We start from the raw sequence: 22,308 nt of genomic DNA, 5'->3' as shown, positions 1-22,308 counted from the left end.
GGTTTCCGCAGCTTGCGACGCGGGCGGCGGCCAGGATTCACAGGCAGGAAGCCGCAGCGGGCTCCGGCCGCCGTCAGGCGAAGCGGAGGGCGTTCCGTGCGCGCGCCTTGGCTGCTTCTTCCTCGCGGTTGCGTGGGGGCTGCGACGTCTCGAGTGCGTCGAGCAGTTCCTGTGCGCATGCGGCAATCGAATTGACTGCATGCTCGAACGCGGCTTCGTTCCGCTTGGACGGCTTGTTGGTTCCGCTCAGCTTGCGCACGAACTGCAGTGCAGCGTCATGCACCTCGGCGTTCGTCGCCGGCGGCTCGAAATTGAACAGGGGTTTGATGTTTCGGCACATGGCGGGCTCCCGGTCCTCTTCGTTCTCGCTCCTGTCGAGGCCCGGATCTTAGTGCCCGTTCCTCGTCAGCGAAAGACCTTTACCGCCGGCTGCCCGCAATCTGACCGTTGGCCGGCTCCGCTCAGGAGTTCCGGCCGTTCTGTGCCAGGCGTATGCCGGCCGCGCGTCCGCCGCTCGGCACCACGACGATCTGCTTGACCTTGCCCTGCTTGAAGGCGGTGAGGAACCGCGGATAGTCGGCGAAGGCGACGCAGCCATGGGATTCCGCGCGCTTGCCGCGCAGCAGGTAGCTATGCGTCAGGAAGCCGTCGCGGCCGTGCTTGTTCCTTCCGTCGACCGGCAGCATGCGGATCGCCTCGACCCCGTGGAAACGGGTTTCGCGCATCCTGAGATTATAGGTGTGCGGCGGCGTCGGTCCGGTCATCTTGACGTCGACGTAGCGTGGGTTGTCGGCCATCTTGCCGATACCGGAATGGGCCTCGAGCACGCTGCCGTCAGGCATATAGACCTTGGCAGCGGTGACGTCGTAGACGGCGACGCCGTTGCCGGCTTTCGCTCCGCCGCCAAACATGTTGCGCAGCGCCTGGCCGAAGCCGGTGCCGGCACTGTTTTCGGTCGGATCTTCCGGCCGCGCATAGGCAAGCTTCTGCTTCTTCGGCGCTTCGTCCGCGTCTGCCTTGGCGGTCTCTTCTTCCTTTTTCACCGCCGCGGCTTCCGCCTGCTTGGTCGCAGGTTTTTCGTCTTCGACAGGCGGCTTTTCCGCCTGCGCGGTGCGGGGGCGGAATTGCGGCATGGGACCAACCGAGGGCGTGTCCTCATGGCTCGGCAGGGCGGCCGTGTCTTCAGTCTCGTCTTGGTCCTGGTCCGGCTGTTCGGCGAGATCGTCCTCGGACGGCGCCGTCAACAAAGCGGAAAAGGCGCTGCCTTCCACGTGGCTCTGGGAGGGCGTGGCGTAGGCGAGTTGGACCGGATTTTTGGCCGCGGCAACGCTGGCGATCGGCGCGAAGCGTTCCGGCGCCGGGAGGCTTACCGTGGCGATCTGACGGTGAGGCTGGGTCGCGGGAACGGGGTTGCTTGCGACTTTCTCGGACGAGAGAACAGCCTTTTTCACCGCAGCTGCGATCCGGGCACTTTTGCCGATCGTTTCCGCGTCCATCGGGAACAGGGGATCGGACGCGAACCTCGCCTCGCTGGGAGCGAGGCTTGCGACCATAACCGGCTGCGCCGCGGCCGCGGCCACGAGCCGCGTCGCCTGGTTGGTTCTGGCGTGCTTGTCCCAGACGCGCTCTTTGGTCTTCTCAGCCAAATGCAGCTGCGGCTTCGGCAGCAGGCGGCCGGAACCATGCGCGTAGGAATTGCCGATCGCGGCCATGCCGACAAGCGACCACGCAGCCGCGCCGACGAGGGCGGTGCCGCAGCAAGTGATCAGCAATGGGCGCAACAGACGGTGCAAAGACTGTGGGCGAATGATCTTACTCAACAACGCAAATCAAGCCAGAAAATCTCACAAAGGCTCTCACCCCGGCGAGCGAACGCCGCTGCGCGATTTCTGGATTGTCCCCTTCTTGACGACTGATGGACAAAAGATGGAGAAGTATGGTTAAATTTTGCTTTCCAACCGCCGAAATAGACCCCAGATCGATTTTCTTTCGTCGAAAAGGCCGATTTTGGCCGCTTTCCGGTCTGTTTTTGCGCGCACGGCGTTCAAGCCCATCAGTTGAAATACCGTGGATTGCAGCTCAGATGCGCGCGCCTTGGAACGCCAGCCGGAAGCATGCGCCACCGCTCGGTGCGGTCAGGATGCTCACACGGCCATTGTGTCGCTCGGTGATCTGCAGAACGAGATTGAGGCCAAGACCAGCGCCGCGTTCCCGTGGCTTGAGGCGGTAGAAGGCTTCAAAGACGCGCTCGCGTTCCGCCTCCGGAATGCCAGGCCCGTCGTCGCTGACTTCGATCACGCCGTCCGGCTCGACCCGCACGACGATCACGCCCTGGTTTCCCGCATGCTCGATCGCGTTCTGGACGAGATTGGTAACCGCGCGCTCGAGCGAGACCGCGTCACCCTGCATCATCGACTGCTCCGTGTTCTGCTCGAACGACAGATCGTAGCCCTCGTCGATGGCGAGCGGAGCGAGGTCCGCGGCGACGTTGCGGCAGAGCGCGACGAGGTCGACGGACGTGAACGGCCTGGCACTGGCTTCCAGCCGCTGCAGGTCGAGCAGCTGTTCGGCGAGCGCCGATATCCTCTCGCAGTCGGAGATCAGCCGGTCGCGCTCCGGCCCGGAGGCGAGCAGGTCGAGACGCGCCTGAAGAATGGCCACGGGCGTTCGCAGCTCGTGGGCGGCGTCGAGGATGAAGCGCTGGTGTTGGCCGTAGGATTGATCGAGCCGGTGGAGCGCGCTGTTGATGCTGCGCACAAGCGGACGGACCTCGCTCGGCACCGCCGTTTCGGCCAGCCGGTGGCTTCGGAGCGTAATGTCGATCTCGTCCGTTTCGCGCGCGAGATCGGAGATGCCCCGGATCGCCCGGTTGACGATGCGGGGCACCGAGAAGATCGTGACGAGCGCGAGCAGCACCAGCATCGGCGCGACGAACAGGCGCGAGAAGGAAAAAATGAGCGAAGGTTGGCTCAGAAGCGTTCCCTGCCCGAATACGGTGAAGCTGCCTTCCTCGTTTGTCATGCGCCGGATGACGGCAAGATAATCCGATGGCGGGCCGTCGTCGCGGATGTCCGAATAGGTCATCCGGTCGAGCGCCACCGTCATGCCGCGGTAGATCTCCGGCACGTCGCCGGACTGGACGATTTCACCCCTGTCGCTGCGCGCGATGAACCAGAAATGCGGTTGTTCGCGATGAACGCGCGCCAGGTCCGCGGTGTCAGCAAGTTCGAGCTTGCCGCCAGCGCCCCGCTTGATCGCGCGGAATGCTGTCTCGACCGGGGCAGGACTGACGAGCGCGCCGCCTTCGTCAGCGACGACGAGCAGCGTGACGAAGGACAGGCCGAACGCGAGAAGCACCGCCAGCTGCAGGACCAGCAGGTGCGCGATGAGACGCTGCTTGAGAGACCGGGGCCAGAGCTTCCACACCATCCGCACCATGTTTGTTGGACCGGCTACGCCGTTCGGCTGACGCTTGTTTTGACGCGGCAAAAACCGATGCCAGTAAAACCGTGCGGAGACGATTGTAAACAGGAGGTTGCACGGACATTACGCGGACAGCTTGGACGACCTCTACCTCAGCGCGTTGACCTGTCCCGGACCCTGGCGAAATCGACGAATGCCCTGAGCGCTGCCGGCATTTGCCGCCGGTTCGGATAATAGAGATAGAAACCGCTATAGTAGGGGCACCAGTCTTCAAGCACGCGAACCAGCTTGCCTTCGTCGATCAGCGCGCGCACCTGGTCCTCGAAGGCAAAGCCTATCCCCGCGCCGAGAAGGGCAGCGTCGACCATCATGTCCTGGTCGTCGACGATCAGGGAACCGGTCACCTCGACCTGAACTTCGACACCGCCGCGCTCGAACTCCCAGGCGTAGAGGCGTCCGCTGCCAAAGCGCAACCCGATGCAAGGCAGCGCCTTCAGATGCTCGGGCGTGGTCGGCCTTGTGTGGCGCTCAAAGAAGGACGGTGTTGCCACGATCGCGGTACGCTGGCGCGGACCGATCGGCACGGCGATCATGTCCTGCGCGACGATCTCGCCGAAGCGAACGCCGGCGTCGAAACCCTCCGACACCATGTCGACCAGGTCGTTGTCGACCACGATCTCGATGTTGACCTTCGGATGACTTTCGAGAAATCGCGCGACGAGGGGCAGTAGCACCATTTTTGCCGAAGCGCGTGCCGTGTTGAACCTCAGCCGCCCGATCGGCGCCCCTCGAAAATTGTTGAGGTCGTCAAGTGCGTCCTCGATGTCGCGGAAGGCGGGCGCGACACGGGCGAGCAGAAGTTCCCCGGCTTCGGTCAGTGCGACGCTGCGGGTGGTCCGGTTGAAGAGCCGAACGTCCAGGCGCTCCTCCAGTGCCTTCAAGGCATGGCTGAGCGCGGACGGCGTGCAGCCGATCTCGTCTGCCGCACGGCGGAAGCTCTGGTGGCGGGCAAGCGCAAGGAAAGGTGACAGGTCGGACGGCGATATGGTTCGCATTGATGAAAATCTCTCATCAGCTCAACGAGAATCCAGTCGATTATCTCAGTAGATGCCTCGCTGTACAACCTCTTCAGCCGCCGACGATGGAGCGGCGAAACAAACCGGAGGTTCACATGCATACGTGGTTCATCACTGGCGCATCCCGTGGATTTGGTGCTCTTATCGTTGAAAAGGCCCTGGCCAAGGGCGATCAGGTGGTCGCGACGGCGCGCAATCCGAAGGCAATTGCGGACCGCTTCGGGGACCATCCCAATCTCTTGGCCGTTGCGCTGGACGTCACCGACGAGGATCAGGCGCATCAAGCTGTCGGCCAGGCGATCGCGCGCTTCGGGCGCATCGATGTCCTGGTCAACAATGCCGGCTACGGTCTGCTGGGCGCAGTCGAGGAAGCAACCGGCTCCGAGATCGAAGCGCTCTACAAGACGAACGTCTTCGGACTTCTGGCGGTCACCCGCGCGGTCCTGCCGCATATGCGCCGCCAGCGCGATGGGCGGATCCTCAACTTCTCATCCGTCGGCGGCTACCGCAGCGGCCCTGGTTTCGGCGTCTACTGCTCGACGAAGTTTGCCGTCGAAGGACTGACCGAGGCCCTGGCGGCGGAACTCGCGCCGCTCGGGATTTATGCGACGGCGATCGAGCCCGGCTACTTCCGCACGGATTTTCTCGACTCGACGTCGCTGAGCGTCAGCCCGATCGAGATCAGCGATTATGCGGAAACTGCAGGTGCGGTTCGCAGCAAGGCGAAGGAGATCAGCCATAACCAGCCGGGCAACCCCGACAGGCTTGCCGACGTGCTGATCTCGTTCGTCGATACGGAGCAGCCGCCGGTCCGGCTTCCGCTTGGCAGCGACACGGTGGCTGCGATTGAGGCCAAGCACGCTTCGGATCGCGACCTTCTTGCCCGGTGGCGCACGGTTTCCGTTTCAACGGACTTCGAACCGGCGGTTTGAACGAAGAGCGGACACTGAGCTCCTTCGCAACGTCGATGTCCGCAATCGGGACACCCAGAGGCGGTTCCGGGCTTACCATCCGAGGTCGACCTCCCCGGGGCATGCAGTAAATACCTCGACCAACACGACCACTACCGCCAGGCCAGCCGCCGCACCGTTTGAGGAAAACGGCGCGGCGGCTGGCCGTTCCGCATGGTCTGTGCTGGGCAGGGTGACCGGCTCTGCCGATGTTCCAAGAGACCATCTGACCCAAGCTGGGCCAGCGCTTAGAAATCCGCGTCGATCCGACTTTAGAATGCATTAGCGCTGTCGAACGGAAGCCGCTCTTCTCCTCTTCGCGAACTAGAGTAAAAGTCGCATCTCTTTCACGTCATGCAACCAAAGGGAGCGGAGTGAGCGAGACAACCACAGAGTTGCCGCGCCAGACGGGTAGACCAGACCCGTACCCCAGTTTCCGTTTTGCAACCTCCGGCAGGGATGCTCCCTTCGAAGCCTGGCGATCCGTTCTCGACATCCTGTTCGAAAGCGCGCCTGCGAAACATCTGCCACCGGCGGCATTTCGGGCGAACCTCGTCGTTCATCATTTCGGGACCTTTCTGCTTTGCCGCAGCAATGCTGACGGTGGGCGATATCGGCGCACCGATTTGCGTCTCGCCCGCGATGATCTCGACCACATCGTCATTTCGTGCGTGATCGGCGGGCGCATTGGATTGACCGCGCCACGGCTGAGGCGCCTTCGACCGGGCGATGTGGCCGTCTCCGATCTGTCAACGCCCGTGGCCTTTTCCATGAGGGCGGCAGAAGCCGTTCACCTGATCGTGCCGCGGGCACTGCTGCCTGTCGCTGTCGCGCCCCCACAGCCGATCTCTGGGCGCATTCTGTCCCATGGCAGCGCGATCGCCGTCTTCGTTTCAGGCGTCGTCCAGGCCTTGGCCGACGCGGCACTCCGCTTCGGTGCCAACGAACTCACGTCGCTCGGGTCGATCATCCCGGATCTTCTGGCGTCCTGCCTTGGTCCCGCAGATGGCGGCAAGCCGGGCGGCCGCACAGGTGATCTTGGTCGCCGCCTGCGCCGCCACATCGAAGACAACCTGCATCATCGCGACCTGACCACCGCCCGGCTCGCGCGCGAGCTCGGCGTTTCCCGCAGCCAGTTGTTCCGGCAATTCGAGATGACGGGCGGCGTTGAAACCTACATCCGCAGGCGCCGGCTGCGCCGATCCCTGTTTGCATTGTGCGATCCCCGCCACGCCGACCGTCGCATCGGCGACATCGCCTTCGACATGGGGTTTGCCGACGAGGCGCATTTCAGCCGCCTGTTCCGGCAGGCCTTCGGCCTTTCTCCACGCGCGGCCCGTGACCAGGCGCGGAATAGAGAAGGCGCAACTCTAGGGGGCATTCTGCTGCCGTTTACGCTCGGAACCTCTTTCTCCGAATGGATAACGGAACTGAGGAGCATATGAGCCCGCTGGGACGGTCGTCCAAGTTTTTGGGATGCTCACCCAAAGACAACCAAAGGGGATGTTGCTATTTTTCTGCACCCATAGAGAGTGAATGCAGAGCCGGATGGCTCGTGAAAAGGGATCTCTGGCATGTCGAAGCAGATCGCAGATCAAGCCTCCACCGCGCCGGGTGATACCCCGCCTTCAGCAACTCCGACCACGTTCACGCTGAGCGCAACGAATGGATCGAGCGTCGCGGGCGTTTCATATTTCAGCGTCTTTCCGCCGCCGCTCAAGAGCCCCGCAGTCAGCGTGCAGGTGCTGACTGCCCTAATCTCCAACGTGACGAGGTCAGGTCAAGAGGAGACGACGCTCACCTGGAACGGCGGGAGCGGCGCCCTGGCCCTCCTGGCGATTGCCGGCAACGGCAAAGGCGACCCCGCAACGGCTGAAAAGACCCCGGTGACACTCGGAGGCAAGGCCACCGTCACCTTTGCGAATGGCACCTATGCCATAGCGGTTTCTACTGGAGGGCCGGCGAATTCGGTCGAGGTCGATTTCGATCTCAGCGTCCCGCCGGCCAGCCTGGTCGGCCTTGTCGTCGGTCCCGCTGCAATCCTACTTGCACCGCCGGCCGGGATGGGCCCGTTGATCCTCGAGCCGGACCTGTCGCGGACGGTCACCGTGGTCTTCGGTACGGCCTGCACCTATCCGCCACCTGCAATTTCCGATGTCGATCAGGGATCGACGGTCATGTTCGCATCGAGTGGCGCCAGCGCCGCCAGCGCGCAGATCAAAGTCGGACCGGACAACCTGATCGTCCAGACGGGCTGACGTTTCCACGAACTTGCCCGGCGACACCTCCCTCGTCGGGCAATCCCCCTCGCTGCCCTTTTGTCCCTTCCCCTTGAGCGGGCAGCGAGGGGCTGGTCGGCGCCGCTTCAGCCCCGGAGGCGGTGCCGGCCACCATGTGATCCCGGGCGCTAATCCAGAAACGAAAGGTAACACCGATGACGTCATACTCTTTGACATGCGTGAACAACTCGCAGCTGACCGGTAGCTTCGCCGTCTTTCAAAAAGCGCCGCCGACGACGACCCCCGGCAACGTGTTCTCACTCGCCTGGTTCGCTCGTCCGACCGCGCCGGGAAGCCGCGTGACCTTTACCTGGGGTCTCGACTACAGCTTCGTCTGGTCGGAGACCGGCGTGCTACAGCCGGGCATCAACTTCTCGGCAACACAGGTGCGCTCGGCAGATCCCAACGGCCAGAACCTGATCCAGCTGACCCAGGACTCGGCCGGTGCGACGACCTTCGTCAATCCGAGCGTCAACGGCGCTCTCGGCTCGCTGACGATCCAGCAGCTTTCGAACGTCGCGCCCAACCGCACCTCCGTCGGTATCGGCATGGCCGGTTCCGGCACCTTCGCGGTCCAGGCGGCGCCCAACATGACGGCGGTCTTCTCCCCGCATCCCAACTACTGGGTGATCTTCGGCAACTATGAGACCGGCGATGTCATCGACATCGAAGACGTCACCGGCGCGGTCGAAGTCACCTATGGCGGTGCACTGACGTCGCGCACGGCGCTGCTCGGTCTCGACAACCTGATCTCGGTTTCGTGACGCCGCGGGCGGCGGCTGAAACAGCCGCCGCCTCTTCCTCTCACCGCTCAGGGAGACCCGATATGTCCGAGTATAGGCTTACCTGCGTCAACAATTCGAGTTTGCATGGCAGCTTCGCGCTCTACCAGGTTCCGCCGTCAGCCCCCGGTCCGACGGGGCCGGCATGCCTGGCGTGGCTTGCGCGTCCGGCGGCACCCGGCACCCAGGTGCGCTTCTCGTGGTCGACCGAAGTCGGCTTCATCTGGGGCGAACGCGGCACCTTTGGCGGACGCACGACCTTTACCGCCTACCAGTATGTCGCTGCGGACCCCGAGCGCGAAAACCTCATCGACTTCGGTTCCGACAGTTTTGGTGCTCCGACCTTTCAGAACCTGAGAACGGGGGGTGCGCAAGGCGCACTCACGATCCGTCAGCTCAATGCGACTTTCGACTTTCCGATCCACCTCGGCATCGCGCTTGGAAAGTCGCCCATCTACACCGTGGATTTCAACGTCAATGTCCTCGGTGCCTTCATCCCTCACCGAAACCGCTGCTGGGTCGTGTTCGGCAGCTATACCGCCGGAGAGGCGATCGATGCCGAGGCGCAGACCAATGTTCAGGTTGTCGACTTCAACCCGTCTTCGCCGGCGCAACGCGTCGAGTTGAGCCCGGAAAACATTCTGCGATGCACGTCTGCGCCAAGCGCCGATGCGCCTTTCGGCTGACCGCACGCTCAAGCCTCGCATGCCTGTTCCCCTTCCTGACGAAAGGAAGCCAGCATGGAAACGACCAGACCAACCATGGGCCGCCGCACCCGCATGCTTGCCGCATGCCGAGGGCGCCCACCGCCGCAAATGCCGTGAGCCGTCTGTCAATGCACTGCTCGACCCAGCGGTTGCGGAATTCTCCGCCCATGTCAGGTCGAGGCCGCATCTTCATCGCCAATGTTTTCTAGAAGGAGTTCGAAATGACCACAGTTCTCCATCCGCCGCCACTCGTCCCGCAAGGTTCGGCTGCATGGTGCTTTGCCGCTGCGGAGGCGATGGTTCGCAGTTTTCGCAACCTGCCCGCCGTGTCACAATATGACATTGCCCGGCGGAGCACCTTCGCGCTGGCTTCGCTCGACCCCGCGGTCCAGGAACGCCTGCAAATCGCTCAGGCGCTCGACCTTTCCACAGACCAACTGGAAAATGACGGAGCCAATCGGAATAGCCAGGTCGTGCAATTGGTCAGGACCCAATGGAACGCTTTTGACAACGCGACGACCGGCGGTCATTTCCTCAATGTGCCCCTGACCGCTCAGGCCGTCAAAACCGAGATCGATAACAACCGCATCTTCGTGATTGGCAACGCCTACCACTATTATGTCGTCTACGGCTACGAGAACGACGGCAACACACTGCTGCTGCGCGATCCCTGGCCGGAAGGGGTGGGCGGCTTGACACCGCAAATGTCGCTCGCAAACTTCCTGCAACTCCCCGGACGTGTCGCGATCCTGTTCGGATAAGCGCTTGAGCGCCGGCGTCGGATTGCCCGGTTTCTCCGGGCATCCGGTGCCGGCGGTCATGAAGGCGACCGTGCTTCTTATTCGCGGACGGTCCGGGTTCGGGCCGTGCCTTGAGCCGGCTTGATCTGCAAAATCTGCAGCCATTCTACCCAAGGCGCTTGCTGGGCGACTAAACATGAGTATAAGAGACAAGTATTAGCCTGCGGCATCAATCAAGCCGCAGGATCCCCCGCGAAGTTTGCGCCATGCCCGTCGAAATCCACTCCCAAGACCGCCGCGTCGCGCTTCGCTAGGAAGGGCAGCATGGTGGCAAGTTCTCTCAATCACTGGCTCGGCCTGCTCTTCAGGCGCCACCACAAGGAGGTGGTGCGCTACGCCTCGCGCCTGATCGGTAACCGGGACGACGGCGAGGAAGTGGTTCAGAACGCCTATCTGCGCATGGTGAGGGTCGACCGCCGCAGTGTCGAGCATCCGCGTTCCTACCTGTTCAAGGCAGCCCGAAATGCGGCGATCGACTTTCGCATCAAGCTGGAGCGGGAGTGGTCGCGCCGGGTCGAACTGGACCAGGCAGACCGGCTGTCGTCGTCGGACGACTTTGCGCTGCGGCTGGAATTTCGCGACAAGGTCGCAGCCCTATCCGTTCTCTTGAACGAACTGCCGATCGCCTGCCGGACGGCTTTTATCATGAACAAGGTCGAGGGCCATTCGCACCGGGAAATAGCCGAAACACTTGGCATCTCGGTCAGCATGGTCGAAAAGCACATGCTGCGTGCGCTGTGCCATTGCCGCGACGTGCGGCGCGAGATGGACCATGTCTGAAAGGGCGATGAAACCCGCATCGGCGGCAACGCATTGTCCTGCGAAAGACATCTCCGACGCGGCGCTCGGCTGGGTCGTCCGGCTCCATTCCGGTGAGGCGACCGTAGACGACCAGCGCGCCTATGAGGCGTGGCGTGGACAAAGCGCAGAGCACGAGGCGGCAGCGGTGGAAGCGGAAGCCTTGTGGGACGATGCGGCACATCTGCGCCGCGATCGCCGGACCGGCCTCATCTATCCCGGCCGGGACACCGCGCTCCTTTCGCGCCGTCGCCTTCTGACCGGCGCGGTCGGCATCGCTGTTCTGGGCGGCGGGCTTGCCGCTTCGCGCCCCTGGTTGCGCATCCTCGGCTCCGATTACGCGACAGCCACGGCAGAGACGCGTTCGATCGACCTGCCCGACGGGTCACGGGTGATCCTCAACGCGCGCACTGCGATGGACGTGGATTTCGACGAACGGGCCCGCCGGGTGGTTCTGAAGGAAGGCCAGGCATTTTTCGACGTGGTGGCGGACGCGCGGCCGTTTCAGGTTGCCTCAGGTGAAACCATCGTCACGGCCCTTGGAACCGCTTTCGACGTGGACGCCAATGCTGCCGATGGTTCGCTCGGTATTGCCGTGACCCGTCATTCCGTTCGCGTATCGCCAATGGCTGGCGGCGACCTCATGGGCGTTACGCTCGCCGAACGGGAGCGTGTGTCGGTCGGTGGTGACGGCGCCATCGGCAGCCCGGTCGTGCAGGATTCGGCCATCGCGCTCGCATGGCAGTCCGGCATGTATGTCGCCGAAAACCGCAGGCTCGGCGACGTCGTCGCGGCCCTCAGCCGCTATCACGGCGGCTGGATCGTCTTCAGTCACGACCGCTTGAAATCGACGCTGGTCAGCGCCGTTTTGGATTTGAGAACGCCGGACGCCTCGCTTGCAGCGCTTGCGTCCGGGCTGCCGATCCGGGTCACACGCATGACCCGCTTCGTGACACTGATCTCGGCGGTCTAGCCGGTTTCATTTTTTTCGAACGCCGTTGCGGATTTTTGGGTGCCGCCTCGTCTCGGCTTTTGAGGGATGTGTCCTGCCAGCAGGAATACCGGTCCCTCGCTCAAAGCATGGGAATAGGGATCAGATGTCCAGACAAACGGGGCGAAACAAACTTCTTGGCGCGGTCGTGGTCGCAACCACGGCGGTCGGTTCACTTCAAACGGCAGTGCCGGCTCTGGCACAACAGGAGCGGTCGGCCCGTTCCGGTGCCATCACTTTCGACATTCCGGCGCAATCCCTGACCGCGGCGCTTACGGCATTTGCGCGGCAGTCGGGGCTGAGACTTGCCTATTCGGCATCGCTGACCCAGGGGAAATCCGCGCCTGCCGTGAGCGGTTCGATCCCCCCGGCAGAGGCGCTGTCGCAGCTTTTGTCCGGCAGCGGCCTCTCCTATAGCCTGAACGGCGGGACCGTCACGATTACCGAGCGCGTTTCCGGTGCGCACGCGGTCGGTGCGGCCGACGGAGAGACGATGCTTGCGCCGATCGTCGCCGGCGGCGGCATCATCAATCCGGTGGATGCGCCCTATGAAACGGCTGCGCCGACCGCCTACATCTCGGAAGAAAACATCGACCGCTTTCGCGGCTCGAGCCCGGCAGACATTTTCCGCGGTACGCCGGGCGTGCTCTCCGGCGAAGCGCGCAACGGCGCGGGCGCCGTCGACGTCAACATCCGCGGCATGCAGGGCATGGGGCGTGTCGCCGTCACCGTCGACGGCGCCAGCAATTCGGCCACGGTGTACCAGGGATATCAGGGCATCTCCAACCGGACTTTCGTCGATCCGGATTTTCTGGGCGGCGTCGATATCACCAAGGGCTCGGACGTTGCATCGAGCGGCATCGCCGGCACGGTGGCGATGCGCACGCTGGATGCCGGCGACATCGTGAAGGAGGGGCGGACATTCGGTCTCCGGGTCAAGGGCGGGTTTGGTACCAACACCTCCACCCCACCGCCGGCCGGCACCACCGCCGGCTATGCCTGGCCGGGGGGCACCTGGGCGCCGCCGGTGGCTACGGCAAAGAGCGACGGAATGGACCGCCCCTCGTTCTTCGATCCGACCAGCGGCTCGGGCAGCATCGTCGGCGCGATGCAGGAGGAGAACGTCGACCTCGTTGCCGGCTACGCCTATCGCCGCCAGGGCAACTATCATGCCGGCAGCAACGGACCTTCGGCAGTGCCGGTGAGCATGGGGCCGCGGCCGTTCTGCTATGAAAGCGGCGTATGCCTGCCGCCCGCCCGGGGGTGGAAGGACTACATCGAGAACATCGGCATCGCCAACTACCGCGCCGGCGAGGAGGTGTTGAATACCCAGCTCCAGACAAAGTCCTATCTCGCCAAGGGCACTGTCCGTTTCGAGGACGGTCACAGCCTGCAGTTCGGCTACAACGGGTTTCGCAGCGAGGCTGGCGACCTCCTGGCGTCGCGCCTGACTTCGGATCGGGGCCAGGCGATACAGCAGGGCCAGACCGCCGGAACGAAGGTCGATGCCGGCACGCTTCGCTACAGCTGGAAGCCTGACGACAATGACCTGATCGATCTCAAGGCCAATCTCTGGGCCACGCGGCTGGAACTGCGCAATCCCCGGCGGAGCGGCGTGCTCTATCCGCAGCCCGGAGATTTCGGCCTGCCGGCCGATTTCCGCACCGGCTCCGATACCTTCATGTGGGGCGCCGATGTTGCAAACACGTCGGCCTTGACGACCGACTACGGCCCGCTCGACCTGACCTACGGCCTGTCGTTCCTGAGCGAGGATACGCGACCGAGCAAGTTCACGCCGGAACTCGAGACATGGCTCGACCTTCGCGACGGCACGCGGCAGGAGGCGGCCGCCTTCGCCAAGGCCGCCTGGAAAGCCACCGATTGGCTGACGATCAATGGTGGCCTGCGCTACCAGCACTACTGGACAGAGGATCGAAACGCCCCCGAACAGGTCCGCCCCGGCTACACGTACGACACGGCGCTCAGCGACGGCGGCTTCAGCCCGTCGGTGGGCGTGACGCTGGAGCCCTTCGACGGCACGCAGTTTTATGTGAACTACTCGAACGCGCTGCGCTCGCCGAGCATCTTCGAGGGTGTTTCAGCCTTCACCATGAACGTCAATTCCAACCTGCGCCCGGAACGGTCGAGCAACTGGGAGGTGGGCACCAATCTCAGGCGCGACGGCGTGTTTTCGGCCGACGACCAGGCGATGATGAAGCTCGGCTTCTTCGACTGGAATGTCGACAACTACATCTCGCGCGAATGGTATACCGATCCGCGCGGTATCTCCGGCATGCGCATCCACAACATCGCCGGCGCGCATTTCCAGGGCATAGAACTGTCCGGTCGCTATGAACGCGGTGGCTTTACCGCCGAGCTTGCCGCCAACTACTACACCGATGTCGAGTTTTGCCGGACGGCGACCACATGCGGGAACAAGTCGCTCTATGCCGACTACGCCACCAACCAGGTGCCGCCGGAATACACGGTCGCGTTGACGCTGTCGCAGACGTTCCTCGACGATGCCCTGACAGTCGGCGGGCGGATTTCGCGCACCGGATCGCGCGCGATCGGCCATGGCGACGTGACCGCCCAGGGCGCTTCGCAGTTCATCTCGCTGATTAACTGGAAGCCCTATACCTTGGTGGACGCGTTCGCAGAGTACCGGATCAACGAGAGCCTGACGGCGAGCTTCCGCATCGAGAACCTGACCGACGCCTATTATGTCGATCCCTTGAGCCTGGTGCAGCAGCCCGGCCCGGGACGTACCTTCTACGCGTCGCTGAAGGCGGAGTTCTAAGCCCGCAATCCGATTGATGGTCGCGCCGGGACAGGCGCGGCCATCAGCGGTGCTGCTACTCGACCGCAGCGGCCACCGCGGTCTCGTCGCGACCGCGCAACGGCTTTTCCGGCATGAGATGAAAAAGCGCGAGCGCTGCCGCCATCGCTGCAGCGCTCGCGATGAAGATATAGGTGAAGGGCACGGCCGAGGTAACCGTCGCGCCGAGCGCTTCCACCCCTTCGCCAGCGAGCGGCAGGCCATTGCCAAGGGCGATCGCGCCGAAAGCCGCAACGCCAAGGGCGCCGCCGAGCGATCGCAGGAAGGTCAGGACCCCGGTCGCGACGCCAAGATGCGTCTGGTCGACGGAATTCTGGACCGAAATCGTCGCCACCGGGAAAGTCATGCCCGAGCCGAAACCTGCGGCGAATGTCAGGAGTTCAAGGACGATGAGCGAGGTCCGGCCGGCGAGAGCAGCAAGGGCCGCCAGGCAAAGGAATGCAAGCGCGCCGCCGATCAGAGCCATCCTCTTGTAGTGGACGATGCGCGGTATCGTCCGCCCGCTGGTTGTCGCTCCGCAGACCGTTCCAAGCAGCAGGCCGAGCATCACCACACCCGAACTGCTGGCCGACAGGCCGTGGAACGTCTGCGCGTAGACGGGGATATAGACCGAGAGCCCGACATTGGCGCCCTGCGCCAGGAACATGGCGAGCGTTCCGTAGCGGACGATGGGATTGGCAAGCACTTCCAGCGAGATTAGCGGTTCGCTTGCCCTGCGCAACCGCAGCGCAAACGTGATCCACAGCACGACGGAAGCGCCGAGCAGGCCGAGTATGACGGCGGAGAACCATGGATAGCGGCTGCCGCCCCAGTTGAGCGCAAGCAGCAAAAGCGACGTTGCAGCGACGAGCAGTAGGGCTCCGGCCCCGTCGATCCGGTGCGCGCGGGCGACGGTCGGAAGCTTCCTCAGCGGCTTGTTGATGATCGCCATCGCCACCAGCCCCAGCGGAATGTTGATCCAGAAGATCAGCGACCAGTGCAGATGCTCGGCGAAGGTGCCGCCCAGGAGTGGACCGGCGATGCTCGCGACCGCCCAGGTTCCCGATATCCAGGCGGCGTAACGCGCCCGTTCGCGGGGCGGTACGAGGTCGCCGATGACGGTCTGCGCCAGTGCGAACAGGCCGCCGCCACCCAGGCCCTGAACGGCGCGGCCGACGATCAGCGTCAGCATGTTGGGCGCCAGCGCGCTTATCAGCGATCCCGCAAGGAAAATGATGATGGCCGCAAAGATCGTCGGCCGCCGTCCGTAGATATCGGAGATCTTGCCGTAAAGCGGGGCCATGGCTGTCGCGGTCAGCAGGTAGCCGGTCACCACCCATGGCAGGTAGTCGGCGTGTCCCAGGGCCTTGCCGATGGTCGGCATCGCCGGCGCCACGATCGTCTGGTCGAGTGCCGCCAGAAGCATGGAGAGAAGAACGCCGCCGATGATGATGTTCTTTTCCGGTTCGGAAAGGGCGGGGGCCGTCGCGGCCATTCCATTTCGTTGAGACGTCTCGGTCATTCACGCAAGTCCGATGCAATCAGTCGTTTAATGTGTCGTGACGGTATTCAGAGAGGTTGCCACCTCGATAGTCAACCGTCGTGACGATCGGGTGGGCCCTGAGAACCGCGTTCGGCCGTCGGTATCGCGGTGTCGGAGTTCCGCGCGGCGTCACGAAGGGCAGGCCCCAGATTTGACAAACTTTGCCAAATTGTGTCATTCTTTCAGCAGCAATGGAGGCCGACATGGCGACGATGAACGTATCCTTGCCTGATCCGATGAAGGACTGGGTGGAAGCGCAGGCACGCACGGGCCGTTATGCCAATGCCAGCGACTATGTGCGCGACCTCATCCGCCGGGACCAGGAGCGCAACGACAAGGTTGCGGCAATGCAGCGCTTTGTCGACGACGGCCTAAACAGTGGCGTCGGATCGCGCTCTAAGGACGCGCTTTTTTCTGCGGCGCTGGCGCGCGCTGAAGCGCCGCGCGATCGCAAGTAATGGCATTTCGGCTTTCCGTCGCGGCGGAAGAAGACATCACCGCAATTGCCGCGGATGGCGTGCGCCTTTTTGGCTCCGCCCAGGCGAGGCGGTATCACGATGAGCTATTCGACCTCTTCGCTCTCATCGCGGCCAATCCGCGCATGGCGCGCGAGCGCACGGAACTGTCGCCGCCGATGCGCATCCACCCGTTCAAGGCCCATCTGGTCGTCTACAGGATCGATGCGGATGGTGACATCCTCGTCGTTCGCGTCCGTCACGGGCATGAAGACTGGATGGCAACGCGTTGTAGCCTACGCATGATAGGACAAGGGACAGCGCATCGGCGCCGTCCCTTGTTGTTTTCTCGGGCGAGTGGATCGTTCGCCGACCGCGGCGTCAGACGCTCTTTCGCGTGACGAAGCGTGTTTCGAGATAGGCCTCGATCGCCTCTGAGCCGCCCTCTGTGCCGTAGCCGGAATCCTTGATGCCGCCGAAGGGGACTTCGGGGAGCGCCAGGCCCAGATGGTTGATCGAGATCATTCCGCTTTCGACCTCGCTTGCCAGACGATGGGCGCTGCGCTCCGATCCGGTGAAGGCATAGGCGGCAAGACCGAAGGGCAGGCGATTGGCCTCGTTGATCGCCTCATCGAGATCATGGAAGCGATTGATGATCGAGACCGGGCCGAACGGCTCGTCGTTCATGATCCGCGCGGAAAGCGGCACGTCGGCGAGAACCGTCGGCTCGAAGAAGTAGCCGCGGTTGCCGATGCGATGGCCGCCGGTTTCCAGACGAGCGCCATGCTCGACGGCGTCGGCGACCAGGCTTTCGATCGCCGGGATGCGCCGCTCGTTGGCAAGCGGCCCCATGTCGATGCCGTCTTCGAGACCGTTGCCGACCTTGATCTTTTTCGAGGCGGCGACGAAGCCGTCGAGGAACTGATCCACCACGCGCTCCTGCACGAGGAAGCGGGTCGGCGACACGCAGACCTGGCCGGCATTGCGGTACTTGCTGCCGGACATGATGGCGACGGCGCGCTCGACATCGGCGTCATCGGTGACGATGACAGGCGCATGCCCGCCAAGTTCCATCGTCGCGCGCTTCATGTGCTGGCCGGCAAGGGCCGCCAGCATCTTGCCGACCGGCGTCGAGCCGGTAAACGACATCTTGCGGATCACCGGATGGGAGATCAGGTATTCCGAGATGACGGCCGGTACGCCGTAGACGAGGTTGACGACACCTGCGGGGAGCCCGGCATCGACGAAGCAGCGGATGAGTTCGGCAGGCGACGCCGGTGTCTCCTCGGGCGCCTTGACGATGATCGAGCAGCCGGTGGTCAGTGCCGCCGACAGCTTGCGCACCACCTGGTTGATCGGGAAGTTCCAGGGCGTAAAGGCGGCAACCGGACCGACCGGCAGCTTGACCGTCATCTGGGTGACGTCGGGGGCGCGCGGCGGAATGATCTGGCCGTAGGCGCGTTTTCCTTCCTCGGCGAACCACTCGATGATGTCGGCGGCGCCAAGGATCTCGCCCTTCGACTGGGCAAGCGGCTTGCCTTGCTCGCGGGTCATCAGCCAGGCGATGTCACCGGCCCGTTGGCGCAGGAGGGCGGCTGCCGACCGCATCACCTGGGCGCGGTCGAAGGCGGACGTAGCCCGCCATGTCTTGAAGCCCTTCTCGGCGGCCGCAAGCGCCTCATCCAGGTCTTCCACTTCGGCCCAAGCCACGTGGCCGATCGCTTCCTCGCTGGCCGGGTCGATGACGGGAATGGTCTTGCCGGATCGGGCCGGCCGCCAAGTGCCGTCGATATGAAGCAGGATGTCTGGATAGTGAGCCATGGGAAACCCTTTACTGAATGAAGTTCGTCGCTTTGATCGCGACGCTATAAGATCAGGTCGATGGGGAACAAGCCGCCCGGCCAGGCGACCATGAGATCTGGAGATGGGGACGTGGCTGCCCCGTTGCAAGGCGGCAGCTCTGTTCGGGGGGAACTGAAGACGCTCCACTCGCAGACGTCAACCCCCTGGATGCCTTCTCGCTCTCGCCGGAGTATTGCTGTCCCGATCAGGGGAGCGCCGATGCGGCCTGCCGCTGACCGCGAAAGTGCGCAAGCATGAGCCCGCACAGGCTTTCCATTGCGGGGCCGCAGACCCGATCGATCCGGCGGATCGTGTAGAAGGGGAGGAGCGGACCGGGCAGACCGTTGCGGGCCGCAAGCGGCACCTCGCAGAGCCGCCCTTCGCCAAGATCTGCCGCGATCAGCCACAGGGGCAGATGTCCCCACCCGGCACCGGCAAGAATGAGCGCGTGTTTTGTCGCAAGGTCGCTGACCCTCAACGTTTGCTGCGAGAACACCGCGTAGTTCACCGCCTGCCTATCGGCTGCGGGATCGGCAACGACGATCTGCAGGTGGTCGGCAAGGTCGACCGCCGTCAGGCCGACGGATCCGTCGCGGGGGCCGGCGAGGGGATGACCGCCAGCGCAGACCGGCACCATGCCGGGAAAAGCGGCGACCGCCTCGCTGGCGATATGTGCGTCCGTTTCCTGCGCGGCCGTCAGGCCAAGGTCGCAGTCGCCGTCAAGCACCAGGCTCAACGCCATGGTCATTGGCGCTGTCACGAGTTCCACCCGCACGCCGGGATGGGCGCGGGTAAAATCGCTGATCACCCGGGCGATATCCGGCAGGGGAAGCAGCGGGTCGAGCGCCACGCGCAGGGCCGATTCCATGCCCTGGTGGAAACCGTTCGCCTTGGCCCGCAGCGCGTCGGCCTTGATCAGCAAGGTCCGGGCCTCTGCAAGCAGCGTCGCTCCGGCCTTCGTCAATTCCGGACGATGCTGGGAACGGTCGAACAGCGGCAGGCGCAGTTCCGTTTCGAGGTTCAGGATGGCGCTGCTGAGGCCGGACTGGGCACGCCCGAGCGCGCGCGCCGCCGCCCGGAACGAGCCGTGGTCGACGACGGCGACGAATATGCGCAATTGGTCGAGCGTCAGCGCATCCAGCATGATCGGCCATCCTGATCAAAGTGATCGATATTCGAGCAATTACATCGATCATCTAAATCGGGCAATGCTCCGCCCACGGGTCAAGGGAGCAGGGAATGAAACGGCCGATCGTCAATCACACCTCCGGCACGCAGGAGGCGCACGACTGTGATTGCATCACCGTCCGTTCCGACACTTCTTCCGTCCCGTGCAACGTCGATGAAGCCTCTATCGCCGGCCGGCCGCCGGACGAGGTTTTCCTGCTGCTAGGGCCTGGCGCGGATCCGGTATTTCGCACCCACGTTTCCGGATCTGTCGCCCAGGCCCTAGCGGTCGGGAACCGCACCTTCGGGAGTACGCCGTGATGGCGCGCATGCGACCCATTCCTGTGATCGAGCAAGCCGGCGGCGTGTCGCCTCCCGATGCCCGCGATGTCAGTGCCGTTCTCGCACTTGTTGCCCGGGTCGAAGAGACCCAATGGCTCCGGGACGTCGACGGTTTTACCTCGTTGCTGGCGCCGGAGGCCGTGTGGACGACCGCGTTCGGACGCCGGGTCGTCGGCGCATCGGCAATCCACGCTTTCACCGCCGCCGTACTCCCGAGCCTGTTTCGCGATTTTCAGGCGCTCTACGACGTCGAGCGCATTACCTTCCTGCATGCGGATCTCGCCGCGGTGAACGTGCGGCAAATTCCGGTTAATGCCGACGGCAACCGCCGGGCGGGCGAGGACGAAGGACGGCCGCTCTACATTCTTCGACGCCAGGATGGCGCCTGGAGGATCATCGTCGCGCAGAACACCACGCATCAGGGCGAAAAGATCGCCGCCCAGCAGCGGGCGGGGGATGAAGCAACCAGCAGCGAGACCCAAGCGCATGAATGAAAGATCCGTCCGCCACGCCACCTTCGTCATTCGCCGCAGCTACGCCGCGACCCCGGCGACCGTTTTCCATGCCTTTGCGGATCCCGCCACAAAACGACGCTGGTTCGTCGAAGGGGAAGGGTGGACGGTCGAAGAATTCTCCGCGTCTTTCGAGGTCGGCGGCCGCGAGCACAGCCGCTTCCGTTTCGGAAACGGCCCGCTCATGCGCAACGACACGATCTATCTCGAGATCGTTGCGAATGAGCGCATCGTCTTTTCCTACACGATGACCGTTGCGGGACGGCGGATTTCGGCGTCTCTCGGCACCCTCGAATTTGCCGCTGAAGGCGAGGGAACACGCCTCAACTACACCGAGCAGGCCGCCTTCCTCGATCGTCTCGACGAGCCGGGCGAACGCGAGGCCGGGTTTCGCGAATTGTTTCAGGCGCTTGCCGCCGCAGTTGAGCGCGCGCCGCTCGACGCTTGAGGGAAGAAGCAAGCGTCACCGCTGAAGCCTTGGTCGCCAAGCGAGGTGAAAGGCATCCGAAGATGAACAATTTTTAATTGTTTTTCAGGGTGTTGCGCCATTGAAGCGGCCACATTTGGGCCCAGCTTCCGATGGTCGGCACCACCTATTGCCGCGTGCCGACAGCAAGGTCTGCGGAGGCGCGCTGATGGTCAGCCGATCAAGTCTCACCTGTCGTATTGCCGTCGTTCTTCTCTCGATCGCCGCGATCGGGTTCGTGGTGGCGCGCAAGCCCGTGCCGACTGAGGCGAAACTGCCGGCCAATGCGGCCGCCAGCGCCAGGCGCGGCGGCGCCGTATCCGTTCAGACGGCGACGGTGACGCTCAAAGACGTTCCGGTTGTCGTCCATGCCCTGGGCAACGTACAGGCGCCCGACACCGTGGAAGTGGGCGCGCGCATTGCGAGCCAGATCACGGCCATCCACGTCAAGGACGGGCAGATGGTCAAGGCGGGCGATCTGCTGTTCACGCTCGACGACCGAACGATAAAGGCCGGGCTCGCCCGCGATCAGGCGATCGTCGCCAAGGATATGGCACAGCTTGCCGACGCCAACACGGAACTCGAGCGCGCCAAGACCTTGCGTGACGACAAGACCGGCACGCAGCAAAGCTATGACACCGCTCTCTCGCTGCAACAGGCGGCGCAGGGGAACCTGGACGCTGACCGCGCGACCGTCGATGCCGATCAGGTCGCGCTGAGCCTGACCGAGATCACCGCGCCGATCGGTGGACGCCTGGGTGCCGTGCAGGTCGCGCTTGGCGATCTTGTCGGCCAGTCGGGCGCGACATCGAACAATCTCGTGACGATTACGGCGATCGACCCGATCGACGTTACGTTCCGCCTGCCGGAAGAGCGCCTGCAGACGTTCAAGGATCTGATTGATCGCGGCACGCCCCCGCCTGTTCGCGCGCGGTCAAGCGGCACGCAAACGGTCATCGGCCAAGGCATGCTCGATTTCATCGATTCCGCCGTCGATACCGCTTCCGGCACCATCGCCATGCGCGCGACCTTCCCCAATGCCGCGCAGAAGCTCTGGCCGGGCCAGTTCGTGGATGTCGATATCGACCAGGCACAACTGCATCAGGCGGCTGTTGTCCCGAGCGTTGCGGTCCAGCCGGGACAGGATGGCCCGTTCGTCTTTCAGGTGAAGGACGACAACACGGTCGAAACCCGCGGCGTGTCCGTTCTGGCCGACGACGGCAAGGAGGCTGCGATCGGCACCGGCCTCGCCGCCGGTGACCGGGTCGTCGTCGAAGGGCAGGCGCGGCTGAAGCCGGGGGATCTCGTTGTCGCTGCCAACGCGGCCGCTCAGGCCGCGACGGATTAGGTTTTGTCC

General features: G+C 63.8%; 21 protein-coding genes and 1 pseudogene. 15 read left to right on the top strand and 7 right to left on the bottom strand.

Annotation, left to right across the window (positions count from 1 at the left end):
- Positions 1 to 73: 73 nt before the first annotated feature.
- The 4 genes from L981_RS04215 to L981_RS04200 form a co-directional block, all read right to left on the bottom strand.
- Positions 74 to 340 (bottom strand): DUF2277 domain-containing protein, encoded by a 267-nt coding sequence (locus L981_RS04215; RefSeq protein WP_043612018.1) that lies wholly within the window; start codon positions 338 to 340, stop codon positions 74 to 76.
- 121 nt (positions 341 to 461) lie between these two features.
- Entirely contained in the window at positions 462 to 1,781 is a 1,320-nt protein-coding gene (locus L981_RS04210; RefSeq protein WP_245281567.1) for a DUF2778 domain-containing protein, read from the bottom strand.
- Positions 1,782 to 2,079: 298 nt separating this feature from the next.
- The gene (locus tag L981_RS04205; protein ID WP_043612013.1) at positions 2,080 to 3,429 is read right to left on the bottom strand and encodes a HAMP domain-containing sensor histidine kinase; all 1,350 of its coding nucleotides are present in this window, start codon (positions 3,427 to 3,429) and stop codon (positions 2,080 to 2,082) included.
- Between the two features lie 146 nt (positions 3,430 to 3,575).
- Positions 3,576 to 4,478 (bottom strand): LysR family transcriptional regulator, encoded by a 903-nt coding sequence (locus L981_RS04200; RefSeq protein ID WP_043612012.1) that lies wholly within the window; start codon positions 4,476 to 4,478, stop codon positions 3,576 to 3,578.
- A gap of 116 nt (positions 4,479 to 4,594) precedes the next feature.
- Here L981_RS04200 and L981_RS04195 point away from each other — a divergent pair, with 116 nt between their 5' ends.
- The 9 genes from L981_RS04195 (at position 4,595) to L981_RS04155 (ending at position 14,606) form a co-directional block, all read left to right on the top strand.
- Positions 4,595 to 5,431 carry an oxidoreductase gene (locus tag L981_RS04195; protein ID WP_043612009.1) on the top strand — a complete coding sequence of 279 codons (837 nt, stop codon included), beginning with the start codon at positions 4,595 to 4,597 and terminating at the stop codon, positions 5,429 to 5,431.
- 929 nt (positions 5,432 to 6,360) lie between these two features.
- Positions 6,361 to 6,894: a helix-turn-helix domain-containing protein gene (locus tag L981_RS34365; protein WP_197067093.1), complete on the top strand. Its 534-nt coding sequence runs from the start codon at positions 6,361 to 6,363 to the stop codon at positions 6,892 to 6,894.
- Between the two features lie 129 nt (positions 6,895 to 7,023).
- Positions 7,024 to 7,707 (top strand): hypothetical protein, encoded by a 684-nt coding sequence (locus tag L981_RS04185; protein ID WP_043612007.1) that lies wholly within the window; start codon positions 7,024 to 7,026, stop codon positions 7,705 to 7,707.
- A 176-nt stretch (positions 7,708 to 7,883) separates the two neighbouring features.
- The gene (locus tag L981_RS04180; RefSeq protein ID WP_043612005.1) at positions 7,884 to 8,492 is read left to right on the top strand and encodes a hypothetical protein; all 609 of its coding nucleotides are present in this window, start codon (positions 7,884 to 7,886) and stop codon (positions 8,490 to 8,492) included.
- Between the two features lie 62 nt (positions 8,493 to 8,554).
- Entirely contained in the window at positions 8,555 to 9,196 is a 642-nt protein-coding gene (locus L981_RS04175) for a hypothetical protein (RefSeq protein ID WP_043612003.1), read from the top strand.
- Positions 9,197 to 9,438: 242 nt separating this feature from the next.
- Complete coding sequence (locus L981_RS04170) at positions 9,439 to 9,978, top strand: papain-like cysteine protease family protein (protein WP_043612001.1); 540 nt, start codon at positions 9,439 to 9,441, stop codon at positions 9,976 to 9,978.
- Between the two features lie 303 nt (positions 9,979 to 10,281).
- A complete protein-coding gene (locus L981_RS04165; RefSeq protein ID WP_245281566.1) occupies positions 10,282 to 10,797 on the top strand; it encodes a sigma-70 family RNA polymerase sigma factor in 516 nt (171 codons plus the stop codon).
- Entirely contained in the window at positions 10,790 to 11,788 is a 999-nt protein-coding gene (locus L981_RS04160; RefSeq protein WP_245281565.1) for a FecR domain-containing protein, read from the top strand. Before L981_RS04165 ends, L981_RS04160 begins: the two co-directional genes overlap by 8 nt.
- Positions 11,789 to 11,912: 124 nt before the next feature.
- Positions 11,913 to 14,606, top strand: a complete 2,694-nt coding sequence (locus L981_RS04155; protein ID WP_043611995.1) for a TonB-dependent receptor — start codon at positions 11,913 to 11,915, stop codon at positions 14,604 to 14,606.
- Between the two features lie 55 nt (positions 14,607 to 14,661).
- Here the strand turns inward: L981_RS04155 and L981_RS04150 are convergent, their stop codons facing one another.
- Entirely contained in the window at positions 14,662 to 16,119 is a 1,458-nt protein-coding gene (locus L981_RS04150) for an MDR family MFS transporter (protein WP_043611993.1), read from the bottom strand.
- Positions 16,120 to 16,370: 251 nt separating this feature from the next.
- Between L981_RS04150 and L981_RS04145 the strand changes: the two genes are divergently transcribed.
- Complete coding sequence (locus L981_RS04145) at positions 16,371 to 16,625, top strand: type II toxin-antitoxin system ParD family antitoxin (RefSeq protein ID WP_043612157.1); 255 nt, start codon at positions 16,371 to 16,373, stop codon at positions 16,623 to 16,625.
- Positions 16,625 to 16,900 (top strand): annotated as a pseudogene (locus L981_RS04140) (type II toxin-antitoxin system RelE/ParE family toxin); the annotation flags it as partial. The gene L981_RS04145 and the pseudogene L981_RS04140, both read left to right, overlap by 1 nt.
- Positions 16,901 to 17,003: 103 nt before the next feature.
- On the opposite strand, the gene L981_RS04135 reads toward L981_RS04140, so the two are convergent.
- Positions 17,004 to 18,443 (bottom strand): NAD-dependent succinate-semialdehyde dehydrogenase, encoded by a 1,440-nt coding sequence (locus L981_RS04135; protein WP_043611991.1) that lies wholly within the window; start codon positions 18,441 to 18,443, stop codon positions 17,004 to 17,006.
- A 226-nt stretch (positions 18,444 to 18,669) separates the two neighbouring features.
- Positions 18,670 to 19,608, bottom strand: a complete 939-nt coding sequence (locus tag L981_RS04130; RefSeq protein ID WP_052201573.1) for a LysR family transcriptional regulator — start codon at positions 19,606 to 19,608, stop codon at positions 18,670 to 18,672.
- Between the two features lie 95 nt (positions 19,609 to 19,703).
- Between L981_RS04130 and L981_RS04125 the strand changes: the two genes are divergently transcribed.
- The 4 genes from L981_RS04125 (at position 19,704) to L981_RS04110 (ending at position 22,299) form a co-directional block, all read left to right on the top strand.
- A complete protein-coding gene (locus tag L981_RS04125; protein ID WP_043611989.1) occupies positions 19,704 to 19,952 on the top strand; it encodes a hypothetical protein in 249 nt (82 codons plus the stop codon).
- Positions 19,952 to 20,467, top strand: coding sequence for an SgcJ/EcaC family oxidoreductase (locus L981_RS04120; RefSeq protein ID WP_052201572.1), 516 nt, complete (start codon positions 19,952 to 19,954; stop codon positions 20,465 to 20,467). The genes L981_RS04125 and L981_RS04120 overlap by 1 nt, the downstream gene beginning before the upstream one ends.
- The gene (locus L981_RS04115; RefSeq protein WP_043611986.1) at positions 20,460 to 20,933 is read left to right on the top strand and encodes an SRPBCC family protein; all 474 of its coding nucleotides are present in this window, start codon (positions 20,460 to 20,462) and stop codon (positions 20,931 to 20,933) included. The genes L981_RS04120 and L981_RS04115 overlap by 8 nt, the downstream gene beginning before the upstream one ends.
- A 187-nt stretch (positions 20,934 to 21,120) precedes the next feature.
- The gene (locus L981_RS04110) at positions 21,121 to 22,299 is read left to right on the top strand and encodes an efflux RND transporter periplasmic adaptor subunit (protein ID WP_043611984.1); all 1,179 of its coding nucleotides are present in this window, start codon (positions 21,121 to 21,123) and stop codon (positions 22,297 to 22,299) included.
- Positions 22,300 to 22,308 lie beyond the last annotated feature (9 nt).

It is taken from the genome of Ensifer sp. ZNC0028 (assembly GCF_000799055.1).
Classification (GTDB): domain Bacteria; phylum Pseudomonadota; class Alphaproteobacteria; order Rhizobiales; family Rhizobiaceae; genus Ensifer.
The sequence above is the reverse complement of the archived record's forward strand: the minus strand, read 5'-3'. Positions and strand labels throughout refer to the sequence as shown.

Bases quoted from the DNA above. Each gene is read 5' to 3' on its own strand.
- L981_RS04215 (WP_043612018.1), bottom strand. From the start codon at position 340: ATGTGCCGAAACATCAAACCCCTGTTCAATTTCGAGCCGCCGGCGACG.
- L981_RS04205 (WP_043612013.1), bottom strand. From the start codon at position 3,429: ATGGTGTGGAAGCTCTGGCCCCGGTCTCTCAAGCAGCGTCTCATCGCG.
- L981_RS04200 (WP_043612012.1), bottom strand. From the start codon at position 4,478: ATGCGAACCATATCGCCGTCCGACCTGTCACCTTTCCTTGCGCTTGCC.
- L981_RS04195 (WP_043612009.1), top strand. From the start codon at position 4,595: ATGCATACGTGGTTCATCACTGGCGCATCCCGTGGATTTGGTGCTCTT.
- L981_RS04185 (WP_043612007.1), top strand. From the start codon at position 7,024: ATGTCGAAGCAGATCGCAGATCAAGCCTCCACCGCGCCGGGTGATACC.
- L981_RS04180 (WP_043612005.1), top strand. From the start codon at position 7,884: ATGACGTCATACTCTTTGACATGCGTGAACAACTCGCAGCTGACCGGT.
- L981_RS04175 (WP_043612003.1), top strand. From the start codon at position 8,555: ATGTCCGAGTATAGGCTTACCTGCGTCAACAATTCGAGTTTGCATGGC.
- L981_RS04170 (WP_043612001.1), top strand. From the start codon at position 9,439: ATGACCACAGTTCTCCATCCGCCGCCACTCGTCCCGCAAGGTTCGGCT.
- L981_RS04165 (WP_245281566.1), top strand. From the start codon at position 10,282: ATGGTGGCAAGTTCTCTCAATCACTGGCTCGGCCTGCTCTTCAGGCGC.
- L981_RS04160 (WP_245281565.1), top strand. From the start codon at position 10,790: ATGTCTGAAAGGGCGATGAAACCCGCATCGGCGGCAACGCATTGTCCT.
- L981_RS04155 (WP_043611995.1), top strand. From the start codon at position 11,913: ATGTCCAGACAAACGGGGCGAAACAAACTTCTTGGCGCGGTCGTGGTC.
- L981_RS04150 (WP_043611993.1), bottom strand. From the start codon at position 16,119: ATGGCCGCGACGGCCCCCGCCCTTTCCGAACCGGAAAAGAACATCATC.
- L981_RS04145 (WP_043612157.1), top strand. From the start codon at position 16,371: ATGGCGACGATGAACGTATCCTTGCCTGATCCGATGAAGGACTGGGTG.
- L981_RS04135 (WP_043611991.1), bottom strand. From the start codon at position 18,443: ATGGCTCACTATCCAGACATCCTGCTTCATATCGACGGCACTTGGCGG.
- L981_RS04130 (WP_052201573.1), bottom strand. From the start codon at position 19,608: ATGCTGGATGCGCTGACGCTCGACCAATTGCGCATATTCGTCGCCGTC.
- L981_RS04125 (WP_043611989.1), top strand. From the start codon at position 19,704: ATGAAACGGCCGATCGTCAATCACACCTCCGGCACGCAGGAGGCGCAC.
- L981_RS04120 (WP_052201572.1), top strand. From the start codon at position 19,952: ATGGCGCGCATGCGACCCATTCCTGTGATCGAGCAAGCCGGCGGCGTG.
- L981_RS04115 (WP_043611986.1), top strand. From the start codon at position 20,460: ATGAATGAAAGATCCGTCCGCCACGCCACCTTCGTCATTCGCCGCAGC.
- L981_RS04110 (WP_043611984.1), top strand. From the start codon at position 21,121: ATGGTCAGCCGATCAAGTCTCACCTGTCGTATTGCCGTCGTTCTTCTC.